The sequence below is a fragment of the Pseudomonas sp. NLJ1 genome (assembly GCF_049486705.1).
GTDB lineage: Bacteria > Pseudomonadota > Gammaproteobacteria > Pseudomonadales > Pseudomonadaceae > Aquipseudomonas > Aquipseudomonas inefficax.
Genome location: NZ_CP137735.1, coordinates 2,212,168 through 2,238,114, shown reverse-complemented (window position 1 = coordinate 2,238,114; position 25,947 = coordinate 2,212,168). Strand labels below are relative to the sequence as shown.

Genomic DNA, 25,947 nt, shown 5'->3' with positions numbered 1-25,947 from the left:
TCCACTGCTAGGAAGCCGTCTGGAGAGCCTGTGATGACCAAACAAGAAAAAGCGATCAACCTAAGCGAATCGGCACAAGTCGATCAGCAGTCCGTGCAACCGTTCCCGCGTTCGCGCAAGGTGTATGTCGAAGGCTCGCGCCCGGACATCCGGGTCCCCATGCGTGAAATCAGCCTGGACGACACCCCGACCGACTTCGGTGGCGAGTCCAATGCCCCGGTGCTGGTCTACGATACTTCCGGCCCGTACACCGACCCTAACGTTGTCATCGATGTGCGCAAGGGCCTGGCCGACGTGCGTTCGGCGTGGATCGAGGCGCGTGGTGACACCGAGCGGCTGGCCGGCCTGAGCTCCGACTTCGGCCAGCAGCGCCTTAACGATGCCGAACTGGCCAAGCTGCGTTTCGCCCACGTACGCAACCCGCGCCGTGCCAAGGCTGGCGCAAATGTCTCGCAGATGCACTACGCCCGCCAGGGCATCATCACCGCCGAGATGGAGTACGTGGCCATCCGTGAAAACATGAAGCTGCAAGAGGCACGCGCCGCCGGCCTGCTCGACGAGCAGCACGCCGGCCACAGCTTCGGCGCCAACATCCCGAAAGAAATCACCCCCGAGTTCGTGCGCCAGGAAATCGCCCGTGGCCGCGCGATCATCCCTGCCAACATCAACCACCCGGAAGTGGAGCCGATGATCATCGGCCGCAACTTCCTGGTGAAGATCAACGGCAACATCGGCAACAGCGCCCTGGGTTCCTCGATCGAGGAAGAAGTGGCCAAGCTGACCTGGGGCATCCGCTGGGGTTCGGACACGGTCATGGACCTGTCCACCGGCAAGCACATTCATGAAACCCGCGAGTGGATCATCCGCAACTCGCCGGTGCCGATTGGTACCGTGCCGATCTACCAGGCGCTGGAAAAGGTCAACGGCGTGGCCGAGGACCTGACCTGGGAGCTGTTCCGCGACACCCTGATCGAGCAGGCCGAGCAGGGCGTGGACTACTTCACCATCCACGCCGGCGTACTGCTGCGCTATGTGCCACTGACCGCCAAGCGTGTTACCGGTATCGTCAGCCGTGGTGGCTCGATCATGGCCAAGTGGTGCCTGGCCCACCACAAGGAAAACTTCCTGTACACCCACTTCGACGAAATCTGCGAAATCATGAAGGCCTACGACGTCAGCTTCTCGCTGGGCGATGGCCTGCGCCCCGGCTCGATTGCCGACGCCAACGATGCCGCACAATTCGGTGAACTGGAAACCCTCGGCGAGCTGACCAAGATCGCCTGGAAGCATGATGTGCAGTGCATGATCGAAGGCCCGGGCCACGTGCCGATGCAGCTGATCAAGGAGAACATGGACAAGCAGCTGGAATGCTGCGACGAGGCGCCGTTCTACACCCTTGGCCCGCTGACCACCGATATCGCCCCTGGCTACGACCACATCACCTCGGGCATTGGTGCAGCGATGATCGGCTGGTTCGGTTGCGCCATGCTCTGCTATGTCACGCCCAAGGAGCACCTGGGCCTGCCGAACAAGGATGACGTGAAGACCGGCATCATCACCTACAAGATCGCCGCGCATGCCGCCGACCTTGCCAAGGGCCACCCGGGTGCACAGATTCGTGACAACGCCTTGTCCAAGGCGCGCTTCGAATTCCGTTGGGAAGACCAGTTCAACCTCGGCCTGGACCCGGACACTGCTCGCGCCTACCACGACGAAACCCTGCCGAAGGAATCGGCCAAGGTCGCGCATTTCTGCTCGATGTGCGGGCCGAAGTTCTGCTCGATGAAGATTACCCAGGAAGTGCGTGAGTACGCGGCCAAGATCGAAACCGTGGATGTGACGGTCGAGCAAGGCATGCGCGAGCAGGCCGAGCGGTTCCGCCAGGAAGGCAGCCAGCTGTACCACAAGGTGTAACTGACTTTACATCTGCATTGAACCGGCTGGCCTCTTCGCGGGTAAACCCGCTCCCACAGGTATCCCACTGCCTTGAGCATTGTGCGGTCCCTGTGGGAGCGGGTTTACCCGCGAAGAGGCCAGTCGGTTCAGCACATACCTCAACCCTTTTGGCGATCACAACAATGACCACCCCCAGCCAATTCTCCCCCGACCACCCGGTCCCCATCGCTCAGCGCATCTTCGGCGCCCGCGACCTGTTCTCGCTATGGTTTTCCCTCGGCATCGGCCTGATGGTGCTGCAGGTCGGCGCCATGCTGGCCCCCGGCCTGGGCCTTGCAGGCGCAGTGCTGGCCATTGCCCTTGGCACCGGTGTGGGGGTGCTGCTGCTGGGGGCCGCCGGTGTCATTGGCAGCGACACCGGCCTGTCGGCCATGGGCACGCTTAAACTGAGCCTGGGCGGCCACGGCGCGCGCTTGCCGGCGCTGCTCAACCTGCTGCAACTGGTGGGCTGGGGCGCGTTCGAGATCATCGTCATGCGCGATGCCGCCAGCCTGCTGGGCGCGCGGGCGTTCGGCGAAACCAGTGCCTGGAACAGCCCTGTGCTCTGGACGCTGTGCTTCGGCGCCCTGGCCACCTTGCTCGCGGTCGGTGGGCCGCTGGCGTTCGTGCGCAAGGTGCTGCGCACCTGGGGCATCTGGCTGCTGCTGGGTGCTTGCCTGTGGCTGACCTGGAACCTGTTCGCCAAGGCCGACCTGGCGGCACTGTGGAACCGCGCCGGCGACGGTTCGATGTCGCTGGCCGTTGGCTTCGATATTGCCATTGCCATGCCGCTGTCCTGGTTGCCGCTGATCGCCGACTACTCGCGTTTTGCCCGTAACGGCAAACATGTATTCGGCGGTACGGTACTGGGCTACTTTATCGGCAACACCTGGCTGATGAGCCTGGGCGTGGGCTACACCTTGGCCTTCGCCGGCAGTGGCGAAGCCAACGCCCTGCTGCTGGCCCTGGCGGGCGCTGGCATGGGCATTCCACTGCTGCTGATTCTACTCGACGAGTCGGAAAAGGCATTTGCCGACATTCACTCGGCGGCCGTTTCCACCGGCGTGCTGGTGCGCCTGAAGGTCGAACACCTGGCGCTGGCCATTGGCGTGCTGTGCACGCTGATCGCCCTGCTGGCGCCGCTGGCACAGTACGAGAACTTCCTGCTGCTGATCGGTTCGGTGTTTGCACCGCTGTTCGGTGTGGTCTTGATGGACCACTACGTGATCCGTCGCCGCCGCCTGCCGGCACAGGTACATGGCTTGCACTGGCAGGCATTGCTGGCCTGGGGGGTGGGCGTTACGGCGTACCATGTGATCGCCGCGCAAGCGCCCGATGTGGGGGCGACCCTGCCGGCATTGCTGCTGGCAGGGCTACTGCACGGGCTGCTGAGCTTCAGCCGCGGCCGGGAAACAGTTCGGGCTTGAGCACGCCATTCAGGCGCGGGTAGGGGATCTTCAATTCCACGTGGCCCATGGAATAGGGCGCGATGGTATAGACCTCGTACTTGACCACCACCGCGCCGTACGTCAGGGCGACGTGCGGCGACCGTTTGAACGGCCAGGTCTTGATGAACTCGGCATCCTTGTCCATGCCCACGCTGATCAGCCAGGCGCGGTGCGATTCTTCGACGGTTTTCCAGAAGGTGTCTTCCTGGCCGGGCACCAGCATGTCCTGCAGGGTCAGCACCTTGTCCAGCTTGCGCGAATAGTTGATGAAACCGCGCCCGGGCATGCCGTGGGCGCCGCCGCTGTCCAGGTAGCTGGACAGTTCGATGATCACCAGCCCGTCATGCTGCTCACGTACCTTGGCTTGCAGATAGCTGCTGTTGCGCTTGTCGGCACTGGCCAGGTACTGCTGCTCGTAGGCTTGCAGGGTGGCGGGTGCGTTACCGCGCTGGTTGTCTTCGGTCAGTTGCAGCAGGCGTTTCTCGACAATGCCATCGAGCTTGGGCAAGGCCGGGAAGTGGATCATGTCGATGTTCACCAGCGGGCAGTCGCTTTCGCTGCAGCCGGGTTTGACATGCTCCCAGGCATCGCGCTTGACCTCGAGCGGCGCCCGGTAGTTAGGCGTGAACAGGCTTTGGCAGGCCCCCAGGGCCAGGGCCAGCACAGCCACGGAAGTCAGTTTGACAAGTGTCATGAGGATCCTTGCAGAACAGGGAAAAGTCGGCCTTTGACCGTCTGCGCGGCCTTCAGTTCGCCACTAAGCTAACAGAGAGAAGGCGCGCTGTCCCGAGTGGGCGAACGGTTGCCGGAAAGGGGTGAAACCGGCAGGCGTGCAGAGTAGGATGGCGCGATGCGGTAAGCATGTGGTTGATGTAGCAACGAGGATTTCCATGTCAGACACGTTGAATTCGGTGCCCAAGGCGGTCGAGATCGTCAAGCGGGCCAATTGCTTCCAGGGCTTCTACAAGCTCGACAAGGTGCACCTGCGCCACGAGCTGTTCGCCGGGGGCATGGGCCGTGAGATCAGCCGCGAGTTGTTCGTGCGCCATGATGCGGTGTGCGTGCTGCCCTACGACCCGCAACGCGATGAAGTGGTGCTGATCGAGCAGTTCCGTGTGGGGGCGCTGGGCAAGGTCGACAACCCTTGGCTGATCGAAATGGTGGCCGGGCTGATCGACAAGGATGAGCAACCCGAGGAAGTCGCCCACCGCGAAGCCGAAGAAGAAGCCGGCCTGGCCTTCACCGCCCTGTGGCCGATGACCCGTTACTTCCCGTCGCCCGGCGGTAGTGACGAATACGTTCACCTGTTCCTCGGCCGTTGCAGCAGCGAAGGGGCGGGCGGCCTGCATGGCCTGGAAGAAGAGGGCGAGGACATTCGTGTGCGCGTGTGGTCGTTCGAGAATGCCTTGCAGGCTGTACGCGACGGGCGTATCTGCAACGCGGCGACCATCATCGGCCTGCAATGGCTGGCGCTGAATCGTGACGAAGTAAGAGGTATGTGGAAGTGAACCTGCTGCGCGAGCGTTATCGGGTCGACCTGGTCGGGCTGCAGGCAGCCTGCGAGGCCAACTACGCCCGGCTGATGCGCCTGTTGCCAGACATGCGCACCACCCAGAGCTCGCGCCGCATCGGCATGACCCAGGGCGACCAGATGCTCGGCGTGCTGGTGCTCGATGTGGTACTGGCCTGCCCGTACACCACCACCCTGCACGTGCGCCAGGAGCACAGCCTGCCGTGGTTGCCGGTACCGCACCTGGAAGTGCAGGTGTACCACGATGCGCGCATGGCCGAAGTGGTCAGTGCCGAGCACACCCGGCGCCTGCGCAGCATCTACCCCTATCCGAACGAGGCCATGCACCAGCCGGACGAAAAGGCCCAGCTCAACCTGTTCCTCGGTGAATGGCTGAGTCACTGCCTGGCTTGTGGCCACGAACTGGCGAGCGTTCGCTGAAGTGTGACGCAGGTCGTTCGTGGGTGTTTGCTCGCGACCGTCGCCCAGCCATAATTCCTGCTGAATCCGTTCGAGGAGACGGCCGTTGCCGCAGCCAGACCAATCGCGCCCCGTGCATGTGGTGCAACTGACCGATGCCCACCTGTTCGCCGACCCGGCCGGCAGCATGCTGGGCCTCAATACCCGTGACAGCCTGCGCCATGTAGTGGCCCAGGTGCAGCGGGAGCAGCCGCTTGTCGACCTGCTGCTGTGCACCGGCGACCTGTCCCAGGACGCCAGCGTGGCCTCCTACGAAGCGTTCCGTGAGCTGACCGCGCCGTTTGCCGTGCCCACGCGCTGGTTGCCGGGCAACCACGACGAGGCGCGGGTCATGGCGCAAGTGGCGCCGGAGCTGGTGCAGGCAGTGACCGATATCGGTGCGTGGCGCATCATCACGCTCGACACTGCGGTACCTGGGGCCACCCATGGGCTGCTGGAAGATCACCAGCTGAGCGTGTTGAAGGCAGCCCTGCAAGAGGCGGGCAACCGGCACTGCCTGGTGTGCTTCCACCATCAGCCGGTGGATATCGGATGTGCCTGGATCGCGCCGATCGGCTTGCGCAATGCCCAGGCGCTGTTCGATATCGTCGAGGGTTATCCACAGGTGCGGGCGCTGCTGTGGGGGCATGTGCATCAGGAATGGGATGAAGTGCGCGGTGGTCGGCGCTTGCTGGCCACCCCGTCGACCTGTATCCAGTTTGCGGCGGGTAGCGAAGACTTCAAGGTGAGCGACGAGCAGCCTGGATACCGCTGGCTGCGCCTGCATGCCGACGGGCGGTTGGAGACTGGAGTGGAGCGGGCGCTGGATTTCCAGATGAAGCTCGATTTCGATAGCCCTGGCTATTGAGCTGCGGCTGCAGACGCGGTCAATTGTAGGAGCGGCCTTGTGTCGCGATGGGCCGCAGAGCGGCCCCGGCAATGTCTGTGGCGAAGCTGCAACCCTGGGGCCGCTTCGCGCCCCATCGCGACACAAGGCCGCTCCTACAGGGAACTGTGGTTGCGACTTCGGTGAAGAAATTGTTGCGAAACCCGTGACACTGCGTCAAAACCCGGCGAACGCGCTACACTGCGCGTCCCTGCGCCTATCACCGGGCGCGAAGCCACAGATTCCGGGGGCAGCATGTCGGGTTCCATCCTCTATATCCATGGCTTTAACAGCTCGCCACTTTCGACCAAGGCGCGTCAACTCGAGGCCGTGATGCAGCAACTGGGTCTGTCGGCCCAATTGCGGGTGCCCGCCTTGCACCACCACCCACGCCAGGCCATCGCCCAGCTCGAAGCGGCCATCGCCGAACTTGGCGCGCCATTACTGGTGGGCAGTTCGCTCGGCGGCTACTATGCCACCCATCTGGCCGAGCGCCACGGCCTCAAGGCCCTGCTGGTGAACCCGGCGGTGACCCCGCACAAGCATTTCGACGGCTACCTGGGCATCCAGCACAATCACTACACCGGTGAAGCCTGGGAGTTGACCCACGACCACGTGCAGACCCTGGCCGAACTGGAAGTGCCAGCCCCGGTGGATGCCAGCCGCTATCAAGTGTGGCTGCAGACCGCCGATGAAACCCTGGACTATCGCCATGCCGAGCGCTATTACCGTGCTTGTGCGCTGCGCATCCAGGCCGGCGGCGATCACAGCTTCCAGGGCTTCGCCGAACGCCTGCCGGCACTGCTGGCCTTCGCCGGCATTGCCCGTGGGCAGTATGCAGCGCTCGATTTTTCTGTATTTTGACTTTTTGCATTCACCAGACTGACGACGAGACCCTATGGCCACTCCCAGCGCTAGCGCCTATAACGCAGACGCCATCGAAGTCCTCTCGGGCCTTGACCCGGTCCGCAAGCGGCCGGGCATGTACACCGATACCAGCCGCCCAAACCACCTGGCCCAGGAAGTCATCGACAACAGTGTCGACGAAGCCCTGGCCGGGCATGCCCGTTCGGTGCAGGTCATCCTCCATGCCGACCACTCGCTGGAAGTCAGCGACGATGGCCGCGGCATGCCGGTGGACATCCACCCGGAAGAGGGCGTGTCCGGGGTCGAGCTGATCCTCACCAAGCTGCACGCCGGCGGCAAGTTCTCCAACAAGAACTACCAGTTCTCCGGCGGCCTTCACGGCGTGGGCATTTCGGTGGTCAACGCCCTGTCGACCCAGGTGCGCGTGCGCGTCAAACGTGACGGCAACGAATACCAGATGACCTTCGCCGATGGCTTCAAGGCCAGCGAGCTGGAAGTGGTCGGCTCGGTTGGCAAGCGCAACACCGGTACCAGCGTGTACTTCAGTCCCGACCCCAAGTACTTCGATTCGCCGAAGTTCTCCATCAGCCGCCTCAAGCACGTGCTCAAGGCCAAGGCCGTGCTGTGCCCGGGCCTGCTGGTCAGCTTCGAGGACAAGGCCAGCGGCGAGAAGGTCGAATGGCACTATGAAGACGGCCTGCGCTCCTACCTGGTCGATTCGGTCAACGAGTTCCAGCGCCTGCCCGACGAGCCGTTCTGCGGCAGCCTGGCCGGTAACAAGGAGGCCGTGGACTGGGCCCTGTTGTGGTTGCCCGAAGGCGGTGACAGCATCCAGGAAAGCTACGTCAACCTGATCCCTACCGCCCAGGGCGGCACCCACGTCAACGGCCTACGCCAGGGCCTGCTGGATGCCATGCGCGAATTCTGCGAGTTCCGCAACCTGCTGCCGCGCGGCGTGAAGCTGGCGCCGGAAGACGTCTGGGAGCGCATCACCTTCGTGCTGTCGATGAAGATGCAGGACCCGCAGTTCTCCGGGCAGACCAAGGAGCGCCTGTCGTCGCGCGAGGCGGCTGCCTTCGTTTCCGGCGTGGTCAAGGACGCTTTCAGCCTGTGGCTCAACGCCCACCCCGAGTTGGGCATGCAGCTGGCGGAGCTGGCCATCAGCAACGCCGGGCGTCGCCTGAAGGCCAGCAAGAAGGTCGAGCGCAAGCGCATCACCCAGGGCCCGGCACTCCCCGGCAAACTGGCCGATTGCGCCGGCCAGGACCCGATGCGCGCCGAACTGTTCCTGGTCGAGGGTGACTCGGCCGGTGGCTCGGCCAAGCAGGCACGCGACAAGGAGTTCCAGGCGATCCTGCCGCTGCGTGGCAAGATCCTCAACACCTGGGAAGTGGACGGTGGCGAAGTCCTGGCCAGCCAGGAAGTGCACAACATCGCCGTGGCCATTGGCGTCGACCCGGGGGCCACCGACCTTGCGCAGCTGCGCTATGGCAAGATCTGCATCCTCGCCGACGCCGACTCCGACGGCCTGCACATCGCCACGCTGCTGTGCGCGCTGTTCGTCCAGCACTTCCGCGCGCTGGTCGAGGCCGGGCATGTGTACGTGGCCATGCCGCCGCTGTATCGCATCGACCTGGGCAAGGAAATCTACTACGCCCTCGACGAGGCCGAGCGTGACGGTATCCTCGATCGCCTGGTGGCCGAGAAGAAACGCGGCAAGCCACAGGTCACCCGCTTCAAGGGCCTGGGCGAGATGAACCCGCCACAGCTGCGCGAAACCACCATGGACCCGAACACCCGGCGCCTGGTGCAGCTGACCCTGGACGATGTGCAGGCCACCTGCGAGCTGATGGACAAGCTGCTGGCCAAGAAGCGCGCGGGCGACCGCAAGAGCTGGCTGGAAACCAAGGGCAACCTGGCCGAGGTCATGGTTTGATTCCGCGGCTTCTGACTGCCTGCCTGGCGCTGGTTGCCCTGCCGAGCCTGGCGGGCAACTGGCCAGAGTTGAAGCTGAGCGCCGAGCACCCGATCGAAGGCATGCGCGGTGGCAACCTGTCTGGCCTGGTGGAATGCCGGGGCGGGCTGTGGGGCGTGTCCGACCGCGACGACGACCGCATCTACCGCCTTGACCAGCAGAACGCCACCTGGCGCGCACAACCGCTCACCTTCACGCCGCCGCCGGTGCCGGAAAGCGGCCTGCCGTGGGGGCTGAAGTCGCGCAACTGGGCGGCTTCGTACATTCGCGGTGGTGAGCTGGATTTCGAAGGCATCACCTGTGACCAGGCTGGCAACCTGTACCTGGTCAGCGAGGCCCATGCAGCCGTACTGCAGCTACCGCAGGAGGGCAAGCCGGACTGGTTGAAGATCGACCCGGCGATGGTGCGCCAGGCCCGGGCCAGTGGCATGCTGCTGAACTTCAACGCCTTGTTCGAAGGCCTGGCTATCAACCCGGCGGGCGACCGCCTGTGGCTGGCCGCCGAGCGCGAGCGGCGGGGCCTGGTGGCAATCGAGCGCCAGCAATCGGTGTGGACCTGCGGGCGCAGCTGCGTGCTGCTGAGCGAGGCTGGCGTCGAAATGCAACCGGCGCAGATGCCCAATGCCCAGGCGCTGTCGCGCGACTTCGCCGATCTGGCCTGGTTCGAAGGCAAGCTGTTCACCCTCGAACGCAACGCTTACAGGGTGTGCCGTCGCGATACTGACAGTGGCAAGGTCGAGCGCTGCTGGTCGTTCGCTGCCGATGCCCTGGTCGAGTCGCGCCGTTATCAACAGCCGTTCGGCCTGGCCGAGGCCCTGGTGATCGATGCCAAGGGCGCCTGGATCGGTGTGGACAACAACAACGGCGCCCGCGCCGATGGCGAGACACGCCCGATCGTCTGGCGCTTCGATGCGCCGGAAGGCGGATGGAGCGCCAAGCCATGAGCCAGGCACCGGGCAAGCGGGCTGGCAAGGTATTGATGATCGTCGCCTGGGCGGCGGCGCTGTTCCTTGCCACGCGTTTCTTCGGCCAATGGGAAGACAGCCAGCGCAACCCCAATGCCCAGGTGCAATCGTCGCATGGCGAAGGCTTCATCGAGGTGCGTCTGCTCGGCAACGGCCAGGGCCACTTCGTGGTGGATGGCGCGATCAACGGCCAGGTGGTGCATTTCATGCTCGACACAGGTGCCACCGACGTGGCCATCCCCGAGGCGTTGGGCCGCGAGCTGGGCCTGCAGCGCGGCAGCCCGGTGCAGCTCAGTACCGCCAACGGCCGTACCGAGGGCTACCGCACGCGCCTTGCGAGCCTGCAGTTGGGTGATATCCGCCTGCAGGACGTGCGTGCCATCGTGGTACCGGGCCTGGACGGGCAGACCGTATTACTGGGCATGAGTGCCCTGAAACAACTTGAATTTACCCAGCGCGGCGGCACCATGTTGCTGCGCCAGAACCTGAAATGACGAGGCCCGCATGAGCGACTCACTGGAACTCAGCCTGGACGGCGTGGAACGCCGCTCGCTGGCTGACTTCACCGAACAGGCCTACCTCAACTACTCCATGTACGTGATCATGGACCGCGCCCTGCCGCACATCGGCGATGGCCTGAAGCCGGTGCAGCGTCGCATCGTCTACGCCATGAGCGAGTTGGGGCTCGATGCCGATGCCAAGCACAAGAAGTCGGCGCGTACCGTTGGTGACGTGCTCGGCAAGTTCCACCCCCACGGCGACTCGGCCTGCTACGAGGCCATGGTGCTGATGGCGCAGCCGTTCAGCTACCGCTACACCCTGGTCGACGGCCAGGGCAACTGGGGTGCGCCGGACGATCCGAAGTCGTTCGCCGCCATGCGTTATACCGAAGCGCGTCTTTCGCGCTACGCCGAAGTGCTGCTCAGCGAAGTGGGCCAGGGCACCGTGGACTGGGTGCCCAACTTCGACGGCACCCTGCAGGAGCCGGCCGTTTTGCCTGCGCGCCTGCCCAACATCCTGCTCAACGGCACCACTGGTATCGCCGTGGGCATGGCCACCGATGTGCCGCCGCACAACCTGCGTGAAGTGGCCACGGCGTGTGTGCGCCTGCTCGACGAGCCCAAGGCCACCATCGAGCAGCTGTGCGAGCACATCCAGGGGCCGGACTACCCGACCGAGGCCGAGATCGTCACGCCGCGCGCAGAAATCCTCAAGATGTACGAAAGTGGCCGCGGTTCCATCCGCATGCGTGCCGTGTACCGCGTCGAGGATGGCGACATCGTTGTCACCGCGCTGCCGCACCAGGTCTCCGGGGCCAAGGTGCTGGAGCAGATCGCTGCGCAGATGCAGGCCAAGAAGCTGCCGATGGTCGCCGACCTGCGTGACGAGTCGGACCACGAGAACCCGTGCCGCATCGTCATCATCCCGCGCTCCAACCGGGTGGATGCCGATGAACTGATGCAGCACCTGTTTGCCACCACTGATCTGGAGAGCAGCTACCGGGTCAACATCAACATCATCGGCCTGGATGGCCGCCCGCAGTTGAAGAACCTGCGGACGATCCTGGTGGAATGGCTGGAGTTCCGCACCAATACCGTTCGTCGCCGCCTGCAGCACCGCCTGGACAAGGTGGAGAAGCGTCTGCACCTGTTGGAAGGTTTGCTGACCGCGTTTCTCAACCTGGATGAAGTCATCCACATCATCCGCACCGAGGAGCACCCTAAACAGGCGCTGATTGCCCGCTTCGGCCTGACCGAAATCCAGGCCGACTACATCCTCGAGACCCGCCTGCGTCAATTGGCGCGCCTGGAGGAGATGAAGATTCGCGGCGAGCAGGACGAATTGCTGAAGGAACAGGCCAAACTGCTGGCCCTGCTGGGCAGTGAGGCCAAGCTGCGCAAGCTGGTACGCAGCGAGCTGATCAAGGATGCCGAAACCTATGGCGACGACCGCCGCTCGCCGATCGTCGAGCGCGCCGAGGCCAAGGCCCTGTCGGAAAACGAGCTGATGCCGACCGAGCCGGTCACCGTGGTGCTGTCGGAGAAGGGCTGGGTGCGCTGCGCCAAGGGCCACGACATCGATGCCACCGGCCTGTCGTACAAGGCCGGCGATGGCTTCAAGGCCGCCGCCGCCGGGCGCTCCAACCAGTTTGCCGTACTTATCGACTCCACTGGCCGCAGTTACTCGCTGGCCGCCCATAGCCTGCCGTCGGCGCGTGGTCAGGGCGAACCGCTGACCGGTCGCCTGACGCCACCGCCGGGGGCCACCTTCGAGTGCGTGCTGTTGCCGGACGACGATGCGCTGTACGTGGTGGCTTCGGACGCCGGCTATGGCTTCGTGGTCAAGGGTGAAGACCTGCAGGCCAAGAACAAGGCCGGCAAAGGCTTGCTCAGCCTGCCCAACGGTGCCAAGGTCATGACCCCGCGCCCGGTGGCCAACCGCGAGCAGGACTGGCTGGCGGCGGTCACCACCGAAGGCCGCCTGCTGGTGTTCAAGGTCAGTGACCTGCCTCAGCTTGGCAAAGGCAAGGGCAACAAGATCATCGGGGTGCCGGGCGACCGGGTGGCCAGCCGTGAAGAATTTGTTACCGATCTGGCCGTGATTGCCGATGGCGCGACTCTTGTATTGCAAGCCGGCAAGCGTACCCTATCTCTGAAAGCGGACGACCTGGAGCATTACAAGGGCGAGCGCGGACGGCGCGGCAGCAAGCTGCCACGCGGGTTCCAGCGGGTCGATGGGTTGCAGGTGGAAGTGCCGGCATAACCGGTGAAATGTCTGGAACGGCAATTTCAGCGCCGTTCCGGGCAGAAATGCTGGAGTCGGACGGTTATTTCGCGGATGATATGGCCCTTGCGGTGCCGGCGTGGCCGTGTGCCCGTTTGAACATACATGTATCACTGCGGTTGGCCTGTTGGCGACCGCCTGGATGGGATGATGAAATTTCTGCGCCTTCCATTTGCGCTGTTGATGACTGGCCTGCTGGGCCTTGGCGGGTGCACCATGCACCAGCCGGTTGCCCTGTACCAGCTCGACAGTGGTGATCCTGGCCAGCCTTCGCAGAGTGCGGGCATGGCCGTGGTGCTCGGCCCGGTATCGGTAGCCGATTACCTGCAACGTGAGACGTTCCTGCAGCGTCAGCCTGATGGCAGCCTGAGTTCGGCGACGGACGGTCGTTGGGCCGGTAGCCTTTCGTCGGATATCGACCAGCTGCTGGTGCGCCAGCTTGCCTGGCGCCTGGACAGCCAGCGTGTGGTGCTGGCCCCGGCGGCGGCCGGTTTCAACCCGGATGTACAAGTGCTGTTGTCGATCACGCGCCTGGACTCGGGCAAGGACCAGCCGGCCATCCTGGATGCCCAGTGGCGCCTGCTGGACCGCCGTGGCCACGTGCGTGACAACCGCATCGTTCACCTCGAGCAGCCACATGCGGGCAGCGAGGCGTCGCAGGTGCAGGCCCAGGGGCAATTGCTGCAGAAGCTGGCCGAACAGCTGAGCACGGCGGTCAAGCCGCTGGCAAACCAGCCGGCGATTGCCGAAGAGTCGCCAAAGAAGCAGGCTGCTCCGGTTCAGGTAAAGAAGACGCCGGAGAAATCCAAGATCCCGATGGCTGCGCCGATTCGGACCGATATGGAAGTCTACCGGTTCTGATCGAACTGCCAGATACGAAAAAGCCCGCAACGATGCGGGCTTTTTCGTATCTGCTGTTTGTGTACTGCCTGTACCGGCCCCTTCGCGGGTAAACCCGCTCCCACAGGTATGGGAGCGGGTTTACCCGCGAAGAAGCCACCTCGATATCAGGCTCGGCGTTCGTGCATCCGCGCCAGTTGCCGCTCAAGCATCGACGGGTAGGGCTCCATCAGGCGCTCCACGCAGCAGGCGCCTTCGGGGCTGGCAATCGGGCGAATGCGGGCGCGCTGGCGAATCAGCGTGTCATCGCTGATCTGCCTCTCTACCAGCAACAGGTTGCGGCTGTGCTGCGACAGCGCCAGGGCGTCCTGGGCCTTTTCGGCCATCAGCAGGTCCACCAGCTCCAGCCCTTGCAGGTCATTGCCCAGGGCCAGGCCCAGTTGCAGCTGCAGGGTTATGCCGCTGTCCGCTACCTCGATCTGCAGGGCATGGCCCAGGGCGCGCAATAGCTCGCCGCAGCAGATGGCGTTGGTCAGATAGTCCTCGCCGCAGTCGCGGCTGTGGAACAGCACCAGGGTGCTGCCGTCGTTGAGCGTGTGAGTTTCGCCGTCGTAGAGCGAGGCGGCGTGCTCCAGGCAATCGCGGTAGCGCTCGGTCAGTTCGGTCAGGCGCGTGCGCGGCAGGCGACGCAGCTGCTCCTGCGAACCTAGTTGCACGGCAAGCACGGCGCTGTACTGCGGCTCGTCGGATTCGATCACGGTGGCCTTGGGCGCGCTTTCGTCGTCCAGCAGGCCGGCGAAGGCTTCATCATCATCGTCATCATCGTCCGCCTGGGTGGCAGGCTTGGCGCGTGGTGCGGCCTTGGCTGCCGGAACTGCGTCGTGCAGGTCATCGAACTGCTCGTCGTCCTCTTCTTCAGGCTCCGGCTCAGGTGGCGGTGGCGGGGCCAGGCGCGCATGCAGCTGGCGGGCGATGTCGCCGATCTCGTCCTGCCGGTCGGTGGCCGGGGTATAGGGTTGCGGGTCGCGCAGCCACACCCGCAGCTGCAGCAATGGCAGAGTGATGAAGCGGCCCTGGCGCAGGCTCAAGGTCAGCGCCAGCACCAGCAGGATGGCGGCAAGTATGCCCATGCTCTGCAGGCTGATCAGCATCGGCTGCTGGAACTGGCTCATGTCCAGGCTGATGCGCAGTTGCCCGGCGGTCACATCCTGGAAGGTGATCTTGGTCTGGTACAGGCCTTCGGCCTCGCCCAGCAGGCTGTTGCGCGGGCGCTGCCCGGCTTCGGCGAGGATGCGGTTGTCCACGCTGTAGATCGCCGCATGGGCCACCAGCGGGTTCTTCACCAGGTTGCCGAGCAGCACGTTGAGGCTGAGGATGTCGTTGGCCACCAGCAGCTCGGTCGCCGAGGTGGCGGTCTGGGTAGTCAGGCTCTGGCCCAAGGCATCGGCCTGCTCGTGCATGGCCTGCTTGAACTGCAGGCCCATTACGCAGGCGTAGATCACCAACGCCAGCGCCACCAGGAATATGTTGGTGCAGGCGATGCGCAGTGCCAGCGGCACGCGACGTTGACTCAGGGCGCGATAGATCATCAGGAAGAAGTTGTCTGCTTTGACGGGCGTGGGCCGGTTCACTGAGCTCGGCTCTTAATGGCATGAAAGTGTGGGGCAGTATAGCGAGCCGGGTTTTGTCGGCAAAGTATCGTTGGCGCCCGATGGTCACGGAAAATCGGTAGAATGCGCATTTTTCATCGAAGTCGGAGCCAGGTTGTGCGCGAAATCGTCCTGATCAACATCACCGGTGAGGACCGTCCCGGTCTCACTGCGGCTATCACCGGCGTCCTGCTGCAGGGCGGTGTGAGCATCCTCGACATTGGCCTGGCAGTCATGCACGGTACCTTGTCGTTCGGCATTCTGGTCGATATCCCGGACAACGAAGTGGCAACTTCGCTGCTGCAGAGCGTGCAGGCCAAGGCCCACGAACTGAACCTGCAGGCCCGCTATACGCCGATTTCCGAGGCAGACTACCAGCATTGGGCTGATGGCCAGGGCGAGGCGCGCCACATCGTCACCTTGCTCAGCCGCAAGATCACGCCAGAGCAGCTGCAGCGGGTGAGTGCGGTAATCAGCCAGTACGGCCTGACCATCGAGCGCATCGAGCGCCTGTCGGCACGTGTGGCGCTGGATGCCGAGACCGACAAGGGCAAGGCGGCCATCGAAATCTCCGTGCGCGGCGTGCCGAGCGATGCCCAGGCGCTGCGTGCAGACTTCTTCGCCCTGGCTGAAGAGCTGAGCATCGATATCGCCTTCCAGAAGGACGATCTGTTCCGCCGCAACCGTCGCCTGGCGGTGTTCGACATGGACTCGACGCTGATCGAAGCCGAAGTCATCGACGAACTGGCCAAGGCTGCTGGCGTGGGTGAGCAGGTGGCCGCAATCACCGAGCGCGCCATGCGTGGCGAACTGGACTTCCGCGCCAGCTTCAAGGAGCGCATGGCGCTGCTCCAGGGCCTGGATGTGGGTGTGCTGGACGAGATTGGTGCGTCGCTGCGCCTGACCGAGGGCGCCGAAAACCTGTTCGCCGAGCTCAAGCGCCTGGGTTACAAGACGGCGATCCTGTCCGGTGGCTTCACTTACTTTGCCCGTCAGGTGCAGGCACGCCTGGGCATCGACTATGTGTTCGCCAATGAGCTGGAAGTGGTCGACGGCAAGGTGACCGGTGTGGCGGTGGAGCCGATCGTCGATGCCCAGCGCAAGGCCGAGCTGCTGCAGAAGCTGGCCAGCGAAGAAGGTTTGCAGCTGGAGCAGACCATTGCCGTGGGTGACGGTGCCAATGACCTGCCGATGTTGTCGCTGGCCGGCTTGGGCGTTGCGTTCCGGGCCAAGCCGCTGGTGCGTCAGTCGGCCAAGCAGGCGATTTCCACGCTGGGGCTGGATGGGGTGCTGTACCTGCTGGGCCTGCGCGACCGCGACGCCCGCGGCTGATCTGCAAACTTGGGGCTGCTTCGCAGCCCTTCGCGGGCACGCCCGCTCCCACAGGCTAAGCGCGACCTTTTCTGTGGGAGCGGGCGTGCCCGCGAAGGGCCGCAAAGCGGCCCCAAGTTCTATCAGGTAATCAGGCCTGCACAGGCACCGCCAACTGCTGCCCCATACGCACCGCAGAGCCGGCACCCAGCGTTTCCGCCCATTTCACCTGCTCCGGCCCGAACAGCACGATAGCGGTCGACCCCAGCTTGAAGCGGCCCAGTTCGGCGCCTTTCTCCAGGTGGATCGGCGCGCGGCTGGCTTCGTCGTAGCGGAAGGTTTTCAGTTCACGCTTGGGCGGCGTCACCAGCCCGGCCCATACGGTTTCGATCGAAGCGACGATCATTGCGCCAACCAGCACCACGGCCATCGGCCCGCGCTCGGTATCGAACAGGCAGACCACGCGCTCGTTGCGGGCGAACAGCTCGGGGACGTTCTCTGCGGTTGTCTGGTTGACCGAGAACAGGCGGCCCGGCACGTAGACCATCTCACGCAGGGTACCGGCCAGCGGCATGTGCACGCGGTGGTAGTCCTTGGGCGACAGGTAGATGGTGGCGAACTCGCCGCCCATGAACGGCGCGGCCATGGCCGGGTCACCACCCAGCAGTTCCTGCGCGCTGTAGCCGTGGCCTTTGGCCTGGAAGATGCGGCCGTGCTCGATCGGGCCGAGCTGGCTGACGGCACCGTCGGCGGGGCACAGGATGGCGCCCGGGGTCTCGTCCAGCGGGCGGGCACCTGGCTTCAGGGCGCGAGTGAAGAACGCGTTGAAGTGTTCATAGGCGCTCAGGTCTTCGACCAGCGCTTCGCTCATGTTGACCTGATAACGCTTGGCGAACCAGGCGGTGAAGGCGTTCTTGAACCAGCGCACGCGGCACTCGGCGATGCAGCCGGCCAGCCGCGACAGCAGGTGGTGCGGCAGCAGGTACTGGCTGATGATGAACAAACGGGATTTCATGCAGGTTCCTTAGACTTCTACAGGCGTGTCCGGGTGGTTGCCCCATTCGCTCCACGAGCCGGCGTAGGCCTTGACGCGTGGGTAGCCGAGGGCCTTGGCCACCAGATAGGTGAAACCGGAGCGGCGGTGGGTCTGGCAGTGGGTAATCACTTCCTTGTCGGGGGTGATACCCAGGTTCTGCAGGACTTCGGCGATGTCCTGGCGAATGCGCAGGTGGTCGTTGAGGTCCATGCCGGCGGTCCACTCGAAGTTGATTGCGCCGGGGATGTGGCCGCCCTTGGCTGCCAGTACTTTCTCGCCGCTGAATTCCTGCGGGCCACGGGCGTCCCAGATGACCAGGTCGTTGGCGCCCAGGCGGCTTTGCAGGTACTCGCGGGTGGCGGTGGGCGAACTGTCGATGCGCAGGTGCACCTGTGTGTTGCCGCTGGCGGGTACCTCTGTGGAGAGTTTGTCGGCAGGCCAGGCCTGGATGCCGCCATTGAGGTAGTGGTAACGCTTGTGGCCGATCACGTCGAGCAGCCAGATGAAGCGCCCGGCCCAGCCGCCGCCTTCATCGTCATACACCACATACACGGCATCGTCGCGGTGGCCGAGTTCGCTGAACAGTTTTTCCAGCTCGCCCAGGGCCGGCAGCAGGCCTGGCGCGGGGGGCTGGCCGAGCTGGGTACGCTTGCCTTCGACGAAGCGTGCGCCGGGGATATGCCCGCTGACATAGCGGTTGGCGCTGCTCAGGTCGACCAGGATCAGCTGTGGCGAATCCAGGCGCGGCAGCAGGTCCGCAGCTTCGATCACCAGGGGCAGGCCGGAAAAGTCAGTCATCCACGGTCTCCAGTGTGGAAAGAGGGCCGATTGTAGCGCAAGGCTCAGGCCTTGCGGTTGGCAAACACCGACAGCGCCCGTTCAGTGCACTGTGCGGTCTTGCCGAAGGCTTGCACGCTGACATCGGCCAGCGGCCGACAGCCCTGGTCAGCCACCATCAGCATCAGCACCTGATCGTTCACGGCCAGTGAGCGCAGCAGTACGTGCTCGCTGCGGAACAAGGCACGCAGCGGGGCTGGCAGCAGGGCCGAGAGCTGGCTGTGGTTTTCCGGGGTGATGCGCAATTGCCCAGCCTGGGCCAGCAGCTTCTGCAGCAGTTTGTTCTGCGCCACTGGCAGCACCAGCGCCCCGGCTTCCTTGGGCAGGCCGGCCATCTGCTGCACGCGCAGCTGGTCGTTGGCCCTGTCCAGGCTCAGTAGCAGGATCCGCTGCATGCCAGCGGCCAGAAGGGCCTCGATAACCTGTGTGGCCAGGTGCACGCTGTTGGTAAACGGGCTGGGCTGGGCCAGAAGGTCCTGGCACAGCTTGCGCCAGCGTGCCAGTTCGTCGTTGGTCGGCGGTGGCGGAGCCAGCATGTCCGGGTGCGGGCGGCGCTGGTGCCAGGGCCAGATCAGCGCTTCGGCTGGGTGGAACAGGGCATGCTGGGCATGGCGGCGGGCGCTGGCCGCAGCCTGCTGGTGCACCTGTTGCTGTACGTCTTCCAGCGAGGTCTGCAGGTACAGTGCGGTCAGCAGCTGCCAGCGCAGCAGGTGCGGGTTGTCCCAGCCCACCTGTGCTGCCAGGGCCAGGTTGTTGGCCAGCAGCACGGTGTTGGCCGGCTGGTTGAACCAGCGGCGCAGACCAGGCTCGGCGTCCAGGCGGTGTTGCTGGCTGAGCAGGTCCTGGTCGCGGGCGATGCTGAGCACCTGGGCCAGTTGTTCTCGCTCTTCCAGCAGCAGGCGGTAACCCTGGGTCACCCATTGTGGCAGGCGCCAGTACTCCGCCATGGTCTGGCACAGTTCCATGATGCGCACGCCAAACAGTTCGTCCTCGACATGTGCGGCGTCTTCGCCCTTGTGGATAACCCGCAGTTCCCAGGTATCGAGCAGCTTGGGGTAGGCCAGCGCCAGCGGCCAGAGCGGCGACAGGAACAACAGGCTGCCCCAGTGGATTTCCTGCCACAGCCGTGCCAGACGGCTGGCGAACAGGCCGCTGGCTTGCTGCGAGGCGTGCTGGCTGATCAGCTGGAACTGGCACAGTACCGGCGGGATCTCTTCGACGGGCACTGCCGGGAGGCGCTTGAGCAGCTGCTCGCTGCGCTCCAGGCCCAGGCGGTTGAGGGCGACTTCCAGGCTTTCGGCGGGTTCTGCCAGGCTGGCATTGGTGGGGTGATTGGCTTCGCGCATCACCGACAGCACCAGTGCCGGGCTGTCCTGCATCAGTTCGGCGATATCGCGCAGCGAGCGGCGGCTATCGTGGATGGCCGCCATGACCCGGTCGTAGCTGTGCTTCGGCACGGGGATGCGAACACTCTCGAGCAGCTTTACCCAGGCCTCTAGCGTACGTGGAGCCTGAGCGGGCACCTTGGTTTCAATTGGCATTTTGACATCAGTCCGAACTGGCTTTTCGCATTGAGTGGCTATAGTCTGGCGCAGTTCTGCCGATAAGTAGAAGAAGAGTTTTAAAGCTCCCGTCTCTTCCCCTGACCACGACAGCAAGTGCTTTGAACCTATGGCTAAAATTATCGGCATCATCGTCGTATTCGCGAGCGTGCTCGGCGGATACGTGCTTTCCCACGGCAAGATCGCGGCACTGATCCAGCCGTTCGAAGTACTGATCATCGGCGGTGCGGCCTTTGGTGCATTCCTGCAGGCCAACCCTGGCCACATGACCATGCACGTCATCAAGAAGTCGATGAAGATGTTCGGCTCGCGCTTCACTCATGCCTTCTACCTGGAAGTGCTGGGCCTGGTGTACGAGATCCTCAACAAGAGCCGGCGCGAAGGCATGATGGCCATCGAGGCCGACATCGAGGATGCCGCCGCCAGCCCGATCTTCGCCAAGTACCCGACGGTGCTGGCCGATGAGCGCATGACCGCGTTCGTCTGCGACTACCTGCGCATCATGTCCACCGGCAACATGGCCCCGCACGAACTCGAGGGCCTGTTCGACATGGAACTGCTGAGCATGAAGGAAGAGCTGGAGCACCCTTCCCATGCGGTGAACGGTATCGCCGACGGCATGCCCGGCTTCGGTATCGTTGCGGCGGTACTGGGTATCGTGGTGACCATGGCCTCGCTCGGCGAGGGTGACCAGGCCTCCATCGGCCTCCATGTGGGTGCGGCACTGGTGGGTACCTTCTTCGGTATTCTGGCGGCCTACGGCTTCTTCGGCCCGTTGGCCAAGTGCCTGGAGCACGATGCCAAGGAAGAGCTGAACCTCTACGAATCGATCAAGGCATCGTTGGTGGCCTCGGCCTCGGGCATGCCGCCGTCGCTGGCGGTCGAGTTCGGGCGCAAGGTGCTGTACCCCAAGCACCGCCCAAGCTTCGCCGAGCTGGAACAAGCGGTTCGCGGTCGCTGAGTCATGGAGAACAATCAGCCCATCATCGTCAAGCGCGTCAAGCGCTATGGCGGCGGCCACCACGGCGGCGCCTGGAAAATCGCCTTCGCCGACTTCGCCACGGCGATGATGGCGTTCTTCCTGGTGCTGTGGCTGTTGTCCACGGCCACGCCGGAACAGAAGATCGCCATTGCCGGCTACTTCAAGGACCCGATCGGTTTCTCGGAAAGCGGTACGCCCTACGTCATCGACCTGGGTGGCTCGCCTCAGCTGGCGCCGGAAAAGACCATCAACCCCGAAGCCAAGTCGGAGCCGACGCCTGATACCAGCATCCAGCTGGACAAGGACCAGGTGGAGACCATGGCCGAGCAGGTCGAGCGTGAGCGCCTGGAGTTGCTGCTGCAGGAATTGCAGAACAAGGTGGAAGAGAACCCGCAGCTGCAGAAGTTCAAGGACCAGATCCTGTTCGAGATCACCCAGGACGGCCTGCGCATCCAGATCATGGACGCCGAGAACCGGCCGATGTTCGACATCGGCAGCGCGCGCCTGCAGCCGTACTTCGAGGACATCCTGTTGGCCATGGCCGACACCATCAAGGCGGTGCCGAACAAGATCAGCATCAGTGGCCACACCGATGCCAAGCCGTATGCCGGCACTGGCGAGTTCGGCAACTGGGAACTGTCGGCCAACCGCGCCAACGCCGCACGCCGCGCGCTGGTGGCTGGTGGTTACCCGGACGGCCAGGTGGCACGGGTGGTGGGCTACGCCTCGTCGTCGCTGTTCGACCGCAAGGACCCGTTCAACCCGGTCAACCGCCGTATCGACATCATCGTGCTGACCAAGAAGGCCCAACGCAATATCGAAGGCGAGCAGGGCGCGCCAGAAGCACCGGCTGCCGAGCCCGCGCCGCCGGCTGCTGCGGCACCGGCTGCGCCAGGGGAGGCCGGGCAGGCACCCATGCAGCCGCGTGAACTGCGCCAGAAGCTGAACATCTTCGAAGAGGGGACGCTGAAGATGGATGAGGCCAAGGACCAGTAAACCCTACAGGATTGCGCTGTAGCTGAAGCAAGCGCGGAACCTGTGGGAGCGGGCTTGCCCGCGAACACGGGCGAAGCCCGTGCCAACCACCGCGGTGCCTGCTTCGCGGGCACGCCCGCTCCCACAGGATTGGAGTGGCCCTTGAGCCTTGTCTAGTACCTGCGGGAGCGGGCAGGTCAGTAAGCGTCTTCCGGCAAACTGGCGATGATCGAGCGATAGCTGTTCATTCGTTGCGGCTTGATGCGCCCCTCGTCCAGCGCCTTGAGCAGCGCACAGCCCGGTTCGCGATCATGCTTGCAGTCGCGGAAGCGGCAGGTGCCGAACAAGTCGCGGAACTCGATGAAACCATCCTCCACATCGCTGCGGCTGACATGACCCAGGCCGAACTCGCGGATACCCGGCGAATCGATCAGGTCACCCCCATTGGGGAAGTGGTACAAACGCGCAGTGGTGGTGGTGTGGGTGCCCTGGCCAGACCATTCCGACAGGTCGCCGACACGGGTGCCGGCGTCCGGCAGCAGGCTGTTGACCAAAGACGACTTGCCCACCCCCGACTGGCCGACGAACACGCTGATGTGGCCGTCGAGCATCTGCTGCAGGCGTTGCATGCCGTCACCGTGATGTGCCGAGACTTCCAGCAGCGGGTAGCCCAGCTCGCGGTAAACCTCCAGCAGTGCGTGCAGGCCCGGGCCGTTCTCGTCGTTGATCAGGTCGGCCTTGTTCAGCAGCAACAGCGGGCGAATGCCGGCGTGCTCTGCGGCCACCAGGTAGCGGTCGATCAGGTTGGGGTGCGGTTCGGGCGCAGGGGCGAAGACGATCACGATCAGGTCGACGTTGGCCGCCACCGGCTTCAGCTGGCCGTGGTTGTTAGGCCGGCACAGCTCGGTGCTGCGCGGCATCTGCGCGACGATCACGCCAATGCCCTGGTTGCCCGCCCGCCATACCACGCGGTCGCCGGTAACCAGCGCCGGCAGGTTGGCGCGCAAGTGGCAGCGGAACACCTGGCCAGCGGCTTCGCCGTCCTGGGCTTCCACCTCTACCTGCACACCGAAGTGCGCAATCACCAGGCCCAGCTGCTCCGGCCCCAGGTCGCCACCCTCCAGTTCCTGCAGTGCGTGCTGTTCGCGTTTGGCCGCACGCGCGGCGCGCTCGTTCTGGATTTTTTCGATGCGCCAGTTCTGGCGGCGATTGAGCTGGCGTTTGGCCATGAAGGTTCCGTGCGTGGGGCAGGTTGAAAACGGCAGGCAGTTTAGCACGCCAGGCGCCGGACCATTTGGCTTACCTTCGTGCCGTGAATGGGCGTGCCTTGGCCACTACGCTACTATGACGGCCTATACGAGGAGTCCCCGCATGCAAAACCCACAGAACCTGATCTGGATCGACCTTGAAATGACAGGCCTGGATCCGGACAGCGACGTCATCATCGAGATGGCCACCATCGTCACCGACAGCGAACTGAACACCCTGGCCGAAGGGCCGGTGATCGCCATCCACCACAGTGACGAAGTGCTGGCGCGCATGGACGAATGGAACACCCGCACCCATGGCGCTTCGGGCCTGACCCAGCGCGTACGCGAGAGCAAGGTCGGCATGGCCGAAGCCGAGGCGCAGACCATCGCCTTCCTCGAGCAGTGGGTGCCGAAAGGCAAGTCGCCGATCTGTGGCAACAGCATCTGCCAGGACCGCCGCTTCCTGTACCGGCACATGCGCAACCTGGAAAACTACTTCCACTACCGCAACCTGGACGTTTCGACCCTGAAGGAGCTGGCTGCACGCTGGGCGCCTGACGTGCGCGACAGCTTCAAGAAGGGCAACACCCACCTGGCGCTGGACGACATCCGCGAATCGATCGCCGAACTGCGCCACTATCGCGAGCACTTCATCAAGGTGTGAGCCGAAAAGGCGCAGATATTGTATCTGCGCCCTCTTTTGGTGCCCTGGGCAACTGGTTAGACTGCGCGCCTTTCTCGCACGCCCGCACGGACTCCGCACCATGTTGTTGATGCTCTACCTCATCGCCATCACCGCCGAAGCCATGACCGGCGCGTTGTCTGCCGGCCGCCGCGGCATGGACTGGTTCGGCGTGGTGCTGATTGCCTGTGTCACCGCCCTGGGTGGCGGCTCGGTGCGTGACGTGCTGCTCGGGCACTACCCGCTGACCTGGGTGAAGCACCCTGAATACCTGGTGCTGACCAGCTGTGCGGCGCTGCTGACCATTTTCATCGCGCCGATGATGCGCCGCCTGCGCTCGCTGTTCCTGGTGCTCGATGCCCTGGGGCTGGTGGCCTTTACCCTGATTGGCTGCATGACCGCGCTGGAGATGGGGCAGGGCATGCTGGTGGCGTCGATCAGCGGGGTGATCACCGGGGTATTTGGCGGGATCTTGCGGGATATCTTCTGCAACGACATTCCCCTGGTGTTCCGTCGCGAGCTGTACGCCAGTGTGTCGTTTGCCGCGGCGTGGTTCTACCTGGGTTGCGTGTATTTCAAGGTGCCGGCGGAGCAGGCGATGCTGCTGACCTTGTTTGGCGGGTTCCTGGTGCGGCTGCTGGCCATTCGGTTCCATTGGGAAATGCCCAAGTTCCATTACAACGATCAGCAGTAGCGCAGTCGCGGGCGCAACCTGGCCCCTGTGGGAATTACCCAGCCCTTTGGGCTGCGCTGTCGCTCCGCGTACCCTGTGGGAGCGGCTTTAGCCGCGAAGAATCCAACGCGGAGCATGGCACGGGCTTCGCCCGTGTTCGCGGGTGAACCCGCTCCCACAGGGGTTGTGTGGCTACGAAACGCCGTGCTGCGCCAGCGCCCACTCCACATGCTCCCTCACCAGCTCCGAGGCATCCTCGCGCCGCGCCTTCAGCGCTTCGATCACCGGGATCGTCGATGGCGCATTGCCAAGCCCCACCGCCAGGTTGCGCAACCAGCGCTCATACCCGGCCCGGCGCAACGGCCCACCTTCGGTCTTGCGCAGGAAGGTCCTTTCATCCCACAGGAACATCTCCGCCAACTCGGCATTCTCCAGCCCGTGCCTTGGCTGGAAGTCCTGTTCCTGGCTGTGCCTGGCAAAGCGGTTCCACGGGCAGACGATCTGACAGTCATCGCAACCGAACACCCGATTGCCCATCTTCGAACGCAACTCGACAGGGATGGGCCCGCGCAGTTCGATGGTCAGGTACGAAATGCAGCGCCGCGCATCCAGCACATACGGCCCGACGAAGGCCTGGGTCGGGCAGATGTCCAGGCAGGCCTGGCAGCGCCCGCAGTGTTCGCTGGTGGTGGCTTCGTCCACCGGCAGCGGCAGGTCGACGAACAGCTCGGCGAGGAAGAAGTAGCTGCCCGCCTTGCGGTTGAGCAGCAGGGTGTTCTTGCCGATCCAGCCTAACCCGGCCTGCTCGGCCAAGGCCTTTTCCAGCACCGGAGCGCTGTCGACGAAGGCGCGGTAACCGAACGGGCCGATGGCTTCCTGAATGCGATCGGCCAGAAACTGCACGCGCTTGCGCACCAGCTTGTGGTAATCCCGGCCCAAGGCGTAGCGCGACACGTAGGCTTTCTCCGGCTGTGCCAGGCGCTGCGCCATCTGCGTGTCGCCGGGCAGGTAGTCCATGCGCAGCGATACCACGCGTACCGTGCCGGGGATCAGCTGCTCTGGGTGCGCGCGCTTGCTGCCGTGCGCGCCCAGGTATTCCATCTCGCCCTGATAGCCGGCGTCGAGCCAGCGCTGCAGGTGGTGTTCGTGTTCGCCAAGGTCGACCCCGGCGATGCCAACGTGGGCAAAACCGAGTTCTTGGCCCCAAATCTTGATCGATTGGGCCAGTTGGATGAGGTCAGGCGTACAGGCGGACATGGATGGGCAAGGCAATACGGGCTCAGGTGCGTATAATTCTGCCAGACATTGGAGCCTTTGACCC

At 64.2% G+C, this 25,947-nt stretch carries 23 protein-coding genes; 16 read left to right on the top strand and 7 right to left on the bottom strand.

The window, feature by feature from the left end:
- The first annotated feature begins 33 nt into the window (after positions 1-33).
- Both thiC and cytX read left to right on the top strand, forming a co-directional pair.
- Positions 34-1,914 (top strand): phosphomethylpyrimidine synthase ThiC, encoded by a 1,881-nt coding sequence (thiC, locus tag R9B85_RS10065; RefSeq protein ID WP_025340847.1) that lies wholly within the window; start codon positions 34-36, stop codon positions 1,912-1,914.
- A 164-nt stretch (positions 1,915-2,078) separates the two neighbouring features.
- The gene (gene cytX / locus R9B85_RS10060) at positions 2,079-3,362 is read left to right on the top strand and encodes a putative hydroxymethylpyrimidine transporter CytX (RefSeq protein WP_423771002.1); all 1,284 of its coding nucleotides are present in this window, start codon (positions 2,079-2,081) and stop codon (positions 3,360-3,362) included.
- Here the strand turns inward: cytX and R9B85_RS10055 are convergent.
- On the bottom strand, positions 3,331-4,077 hold the full coding sequence (locus R9B85_RS10055) for an RsiV family protein (protein WP_133975782.1): 747 nt from the start codon (positions 4,075-4,077) through the stop codon (positions 3,331-3,333). The genes cytX and R9B85_RS10055 overlap by 32 nt on opposite strands.
- 196 nt (positions 4,078-4,273) lie before the next feature.
- Here R9B85_RS10055 and R9B85_RS10050 point away from each other — a divergent pair, with 196 nt between their 5' ends.
- The 9 genes from R9B85_RS10050 to R9B85_RS10010 all read left to right on the top strand — a co-directional run bounded on the left by R9B85_RS10050 (position 4,274) and on the right by R9B85_RS10010 (position 13,690).
- A complete protein-coding gene (locus R9B85_RS10050; protein ID WP_112253702.1) occupies positions 4,274-4,891 on the top strand; it encodes an NUDIX domain-containing protein in 618 nt (205 codons plus the stop codon).
- The gene (locus R9B85_RS10045; RefSeq protein WP_016501905.1) at positions 4,882-5,334 is read left to right on the top strand and encodes a DUF1249 domain-containing protein; all 453 of its coding nucleotides are present in this window, start codon (positions 4,882-4,884) and stop codon (positions 5,332-5,334) included. The genes R9B85_RS10050 and R9B85_RS10045 overlap by 10 nt, the downstream gene beginning before the upstream one ends.
- An 85-nt stretch (positions 5,335-5,419) precedes the next feature.
- Entirely contained in the window at positions 5,420-6,220 is an 801-nt protein-coding gene (gene cpdA, locus R9B85_RS10040; RefSeq protein ID WP_423771001.1) for a 3',5'-cyclic-AMP phosphodiesterase, read from the top strand.
- 273 nt (positions 6,221-6,493) lie between these two features.
- Positions 6,494-7,102, top strand: a complete 609-nt coding sequence (locus tag R9B85_RS10035; protein WP_423771000.1) for a YqiA/YcfP family alpha/beta fold hydrolase — start codon at positions 6,494-6,496, stop codon at positions 7,100-7,102.
- 34 nt (positions 7,103-7,136) lie between these two features.
- Positions 7,137-9,041, top strand: a complete 1,905-nt coding sequence (gene parE / locus R9B85_RS10030) for a DNA topoisomerase IV subunit B (protein WP_015272020.1) — start codon at positions 7,137-7,139, stop codon at positions 9,039-9,041.
- On the top strand, positions 9,041-10,024 hold the full coding sequence (locus tag R9B85_RS10025) for an esterase-like activity of phytase family protein (RefSeq protein ID WP_423771061.1): 984 nt from the start codon (positions 9,041-9,043) through the stop codon (positions 10,022-10,024). Before parE ends, R9B85_RS10025 begins: the two co-directional genes overlap by 1 nt.
- Entirely contained in the window at positions 10,021-10,539 is a 519-nt protein-coding gene (locus R9B85_RS10020; RefSeq protein ID WP_112253698.1) for a retropepsin-like aspartic protease family protein, read from the top strand. The genes R9B85_RS10025 and R9B85_RS10020 overlap by 4 nt, the downstream gene beginning before the upstream one ends.
- Positions 10,540-10,549: 10 nt before the next feature.
- Positions 10,550-12,808, top strand: a complete 2,259-nt coding sequence (parC, locus tag R9B85_RS10015) for a DNA topoisomerase IV subunit A (protein ID WP_112253697.1) — start codon at positions 10,550-10,552, stop codon at positions 12,806-12,808.
- A 171-nt stretch (positions 12,809-12,979) separates the two neighbouring features.
- The gene (locus R9B85_RS10010) at positions 12,980-13,690 is read left to right on the top strand and encodes a PqiC family protein (protein WP_112253696.1); all 711 of its coding nucleotides are present in this window, start codon (positions 12,980-12,982) and stop codon (positions 13,688-13,690) included.
- A gap of 146 nt (positions 13,691-13,836) precedes the next feature.
- Here the strand turns inward: R9B85_RS10010 and R9B85_RS10005 are convergent, their stop codons facing one another.
- Positions 13,837-15,300, bottom strand: a complete 1,464-nt coding sequence (locus R9B85_RS10005) for a histidine kinase (RefSeq protein WP_423770999.1) — start codon at positions 15,298-15,300, stop codon at positions 13,837-13,839.
- A gap of 135 nt (positions 15,301-15,435) precedes the next feature.
- On the opposite strand from R9B85_RS10005, the gene serB reads away from it, so the two are divergent.
- Positions 15,436-16,650, top strand: coding sequence for a phosphoserine phosphatase SerB (gene serB / locus R9B85_RS10000; protein ID WP_112253694.1), 1,215 nt, complete (start codon positions 15,436-15,438; stop codon positions 16,648-16,650).
- Positions 16,651-16,780: 130 nt separating this feature from the next.
- Here serB and asd read toward each other — a convergent pair whose 3' ends face one another.
- The 3 genes from asd to R9B85_RS09985 are packed head-to-tail and all read right to left on the bottom strand — an operon-like array spanning position 16,781 to position 20,043.
- Complete coding sequence (gene asd, locus R9B85_RS09995; RefSeq protein ID WP_215520481.1) at positions 16,781-17,644, bottom strand: archaetidylserine decarboxylase; 864 nt, start codon at positions 17,642-17,644, stop codon at positions 16,781-16,783.
- Positions 17,645-17,653: 9 nt separating this feature from the next.
- Positions 17,654-18,463, bottom strand: coding sequence for a rhodanese-like domain-containing protein (locus R9B85_RS09990; protein WP_243432361.1), 810 nt, complete (start codon positions 18,461-18,463; stop codon positions 17,654-17,656).
- A 44-nt stretch (positions 18,464-18,507) separates the two neighbouring features.
- Positions 18,508-20,043 carry an HDOD domain-containing protein gene (locus R9B85_RS09985; protein ID WP_423770998.1) on the bottom strand — a complete coding sequence of 512 codons (1,536 nt, stop codon included), beginning with the start codon at positions 20,041-20,043 and terminating at the stop codon, positions 18,508-18,510.
- A gap of 130 nt (positions 20,044-20,173) precedes the next feature.
- Between R9B85_RS09985 and motA the strand changes: the two genes are divergently transcribed.
- Together motA and motB are read left to right on the top strand one after the other, a co-directional pair.
- Positions 20,174-21,025, top strand: a complete 852-nt coding sequence (gene motA, locus R9B85_RS09980) for a flagellar motor stator protein MotA (protein WP_112253690.1) — start codon at positions 20,174-20,176, stop codon at positions 21,023-21,025.
- A gap of 3 nt (positions 21,026-21,028) precedes the next feature.
- Positions 21,029-22,042, top strand: a complete 1,014-nt coding sequence (gene motB / locus R9B85_RS09975) for a flagellar motor protein MotB (protein WP_423770997.1) — start codon at positions 21,029-21,031, stop codon at positions 22,040-22,042.
- A 176-nt stretch (positions 22,043-22,218) separates the two neighbouring features.
- Here the strand turns inward: motB and rsgA are convergent, their stop codons facing one another.
- On the bottom strand, positions 22,219-23,250 hold the full coding sequence (rsgA, locus tag R9B85_RS09970) for a small ribosomal subunit biogenesis GTPase RsgA (RefSeq protein ID WP_112253688.1): 1,032 nt from the start codon (positions 23,248-23,250) through the stop codon (positions 22,219-22,221).
- Between the two features lie 142 nt (positions 23,251-23,392).
- Here rsgA and orn point away from each other — a divergent pair, with 142 nt between their 5' ends.
- Both orn and R9B85_RS09960 read left to right on the top strand, forming a co-directional pair.
- Entirely contained in the window at positions 23,393-23,935 is a 543-nt protein-coding gene (gene orn, locus R9B85_RS09965) for an oligoribonuclease (protein WP_003258152.1), read from the top strand.
- A gap of 100 nt (positions 23,936-24,035) precedes the next feature.
- The gene (locus tag R9B85_RS09960) at positions 24,036-24,647 is read left to right on the top strand and encodes a trimeric intracellular cation channel family protein (protein WP_013974442.1); all 612 of its coding nucleotides are present in this window, start codon (positions 24,036-24,038) and stop codon (positions 24,645-24,647) included.
- A gap of 171 nt (positions 24,648-24,818) precedes the next feature.
- On the opposite strand, the gene queG is transcribed toward R9B85_RS09960, so the two are convergent.
- Entirely contained in the window at positions 24,819-25,883 is a 1,065-nt protein-coding gene (gene queG, locus R9B85_RS09955) for a tRNA epoxyqueuosine(34) reductase QueG (protein ID WP_112253687.1), read from the bottom strand.
- Between the last annotated feature and the right edge of the window lie 64 nt (positions 25,884-25,947).

What these genes read in the sequence shown, in the direction of transcription:
- thiC (WP_025340847.1), top strand. Translation starts at nt 34, where the DNA reads ATGACCAAACAAGAAAAAGCGATCAACCTAAGCGAATCGGCACAAGTC.
- cytX (WP_423771002.1), top strand. Translation starts at nt 2,079, where the DNA reads ATGACCACCCCCAGCCAATTCTCCCCCGACCACCCGGTCCCCATCGCT.
- R9B85_RS10055 (WP_133975782.1), bottom strand. Translation starts at nt 4,077, where the DNA reads ATGACACTTGTCAAACTGACTTCCGTGGCTGTGCTGGCCCTGGCCCTG.
- R9B85_RS10050 (WP_112253702.1), top strand. Translation starts at nt 4,274, where the DNA reads ATGTCAGACACGTTGAATTCGGTGCCCAAGGCGGTCGAGATCGTCAAG.
- R9B85_RS10035 (WP_423771000.1), top strand. Translation starts at nt 6,494, where the DNA reads ATGTCGGGTTCCATCCTCTATATCCATGGCTTTAACAGCTCGCCACTT.
- parE (WP_015272020.1), top strand. Translation starts at nt 7,137, where the DNA reads ATGGCCACTCCCAGCGCTAGCGCCTATAACGCAGACGCCATCGAAGTC.
- R9B85_RS10020 (WP_112253698.1), top strand. Translation starts at nt 10,021, where the DNA reads ATGAGCCAGGCACCGGGCAAGCGGGCTGGCAAGGTATTGATGATCGTC.
- parC (WP_112253697.1), top strand. Translation starts at nt 10,550, where the DNA reads ATGAGCGACTCACTGGAACTCAGCCTGGACGGCGTGGAACGCCGCTCG.
- R9B85_RS10010 (WP_112253696.1), top strand. Translation starts at nt 12,980, where the DNA reads ATGAAATTTCTGCGCCTTCCATTTGCGCTGTTGATGACTGGCCTGCTG.
- asd (WP_215520481.1), bottom strand. Translation starts at nt 17,644, where the DNA reads ATGAAATCCCGTTTGTTCATCATCAGCCAGTACCTGCTGCCGCACCAC.
- R9B85_RS09990 (WP_243432361.1), bottom strand. Translation starts at nt 18,463, where the DNA reads ATGACTGACTTTTCCGGCCTGCCCCTGGTGATCGAAGCTGCGGACCTG.
- R9B85_RS09985 (WP_423770998.1), bottom strand. Translation starts at nt 20,043, where the DNA reads ATGCCAATTGAAACCAAGGTGCCCGCTCAGGCTCCACGTACGCTAGAG.
- motA (WP_112253690.1), top strand. Translation starts at nt 20,174, where the DNA reads ATGGCTAAAATTATCGGCATCATCGTCGTATTCGCGAGCGTGCTCGGC.
- motB (WP_423770997.1), top strand. Translation starts at nt 21,029, where the DNA reads ATGGAGAACAATCAGCCCATCATCGTCAAGCGCGTCAAGCGCTATGGC.
- rsgA (WP_112253688.1), bottom strand. Translation starts at nt 23,250, where the DNA reads ATGGCCAAACGCCAGCTCAATCGCCGCCAGAACTGGCGCATCGAAAAA.
- orn (WP_003258152.1), top strand. Translation starts at nt 23,393, where the DNA reads ATGCAAAACCCACAGAACCTGATCTGGATCGACCTTGAAATGACAGGC.
- R9B85_RS09960 (WP_013974442.1), top strand. Translation starts at nt 24,036, where the DNA reads ATGTTGTTGATGCTCTACCTCATCGCCATCACCGCCGAAGCCATGACC.
- queG (WP_112253687.1), bottom strand. Translation starts at nt 25,883, where the DNA reads ATGTCCGCCTGTACGCCTGACCTCATCCAACTGGCCCAATCGATCAAG.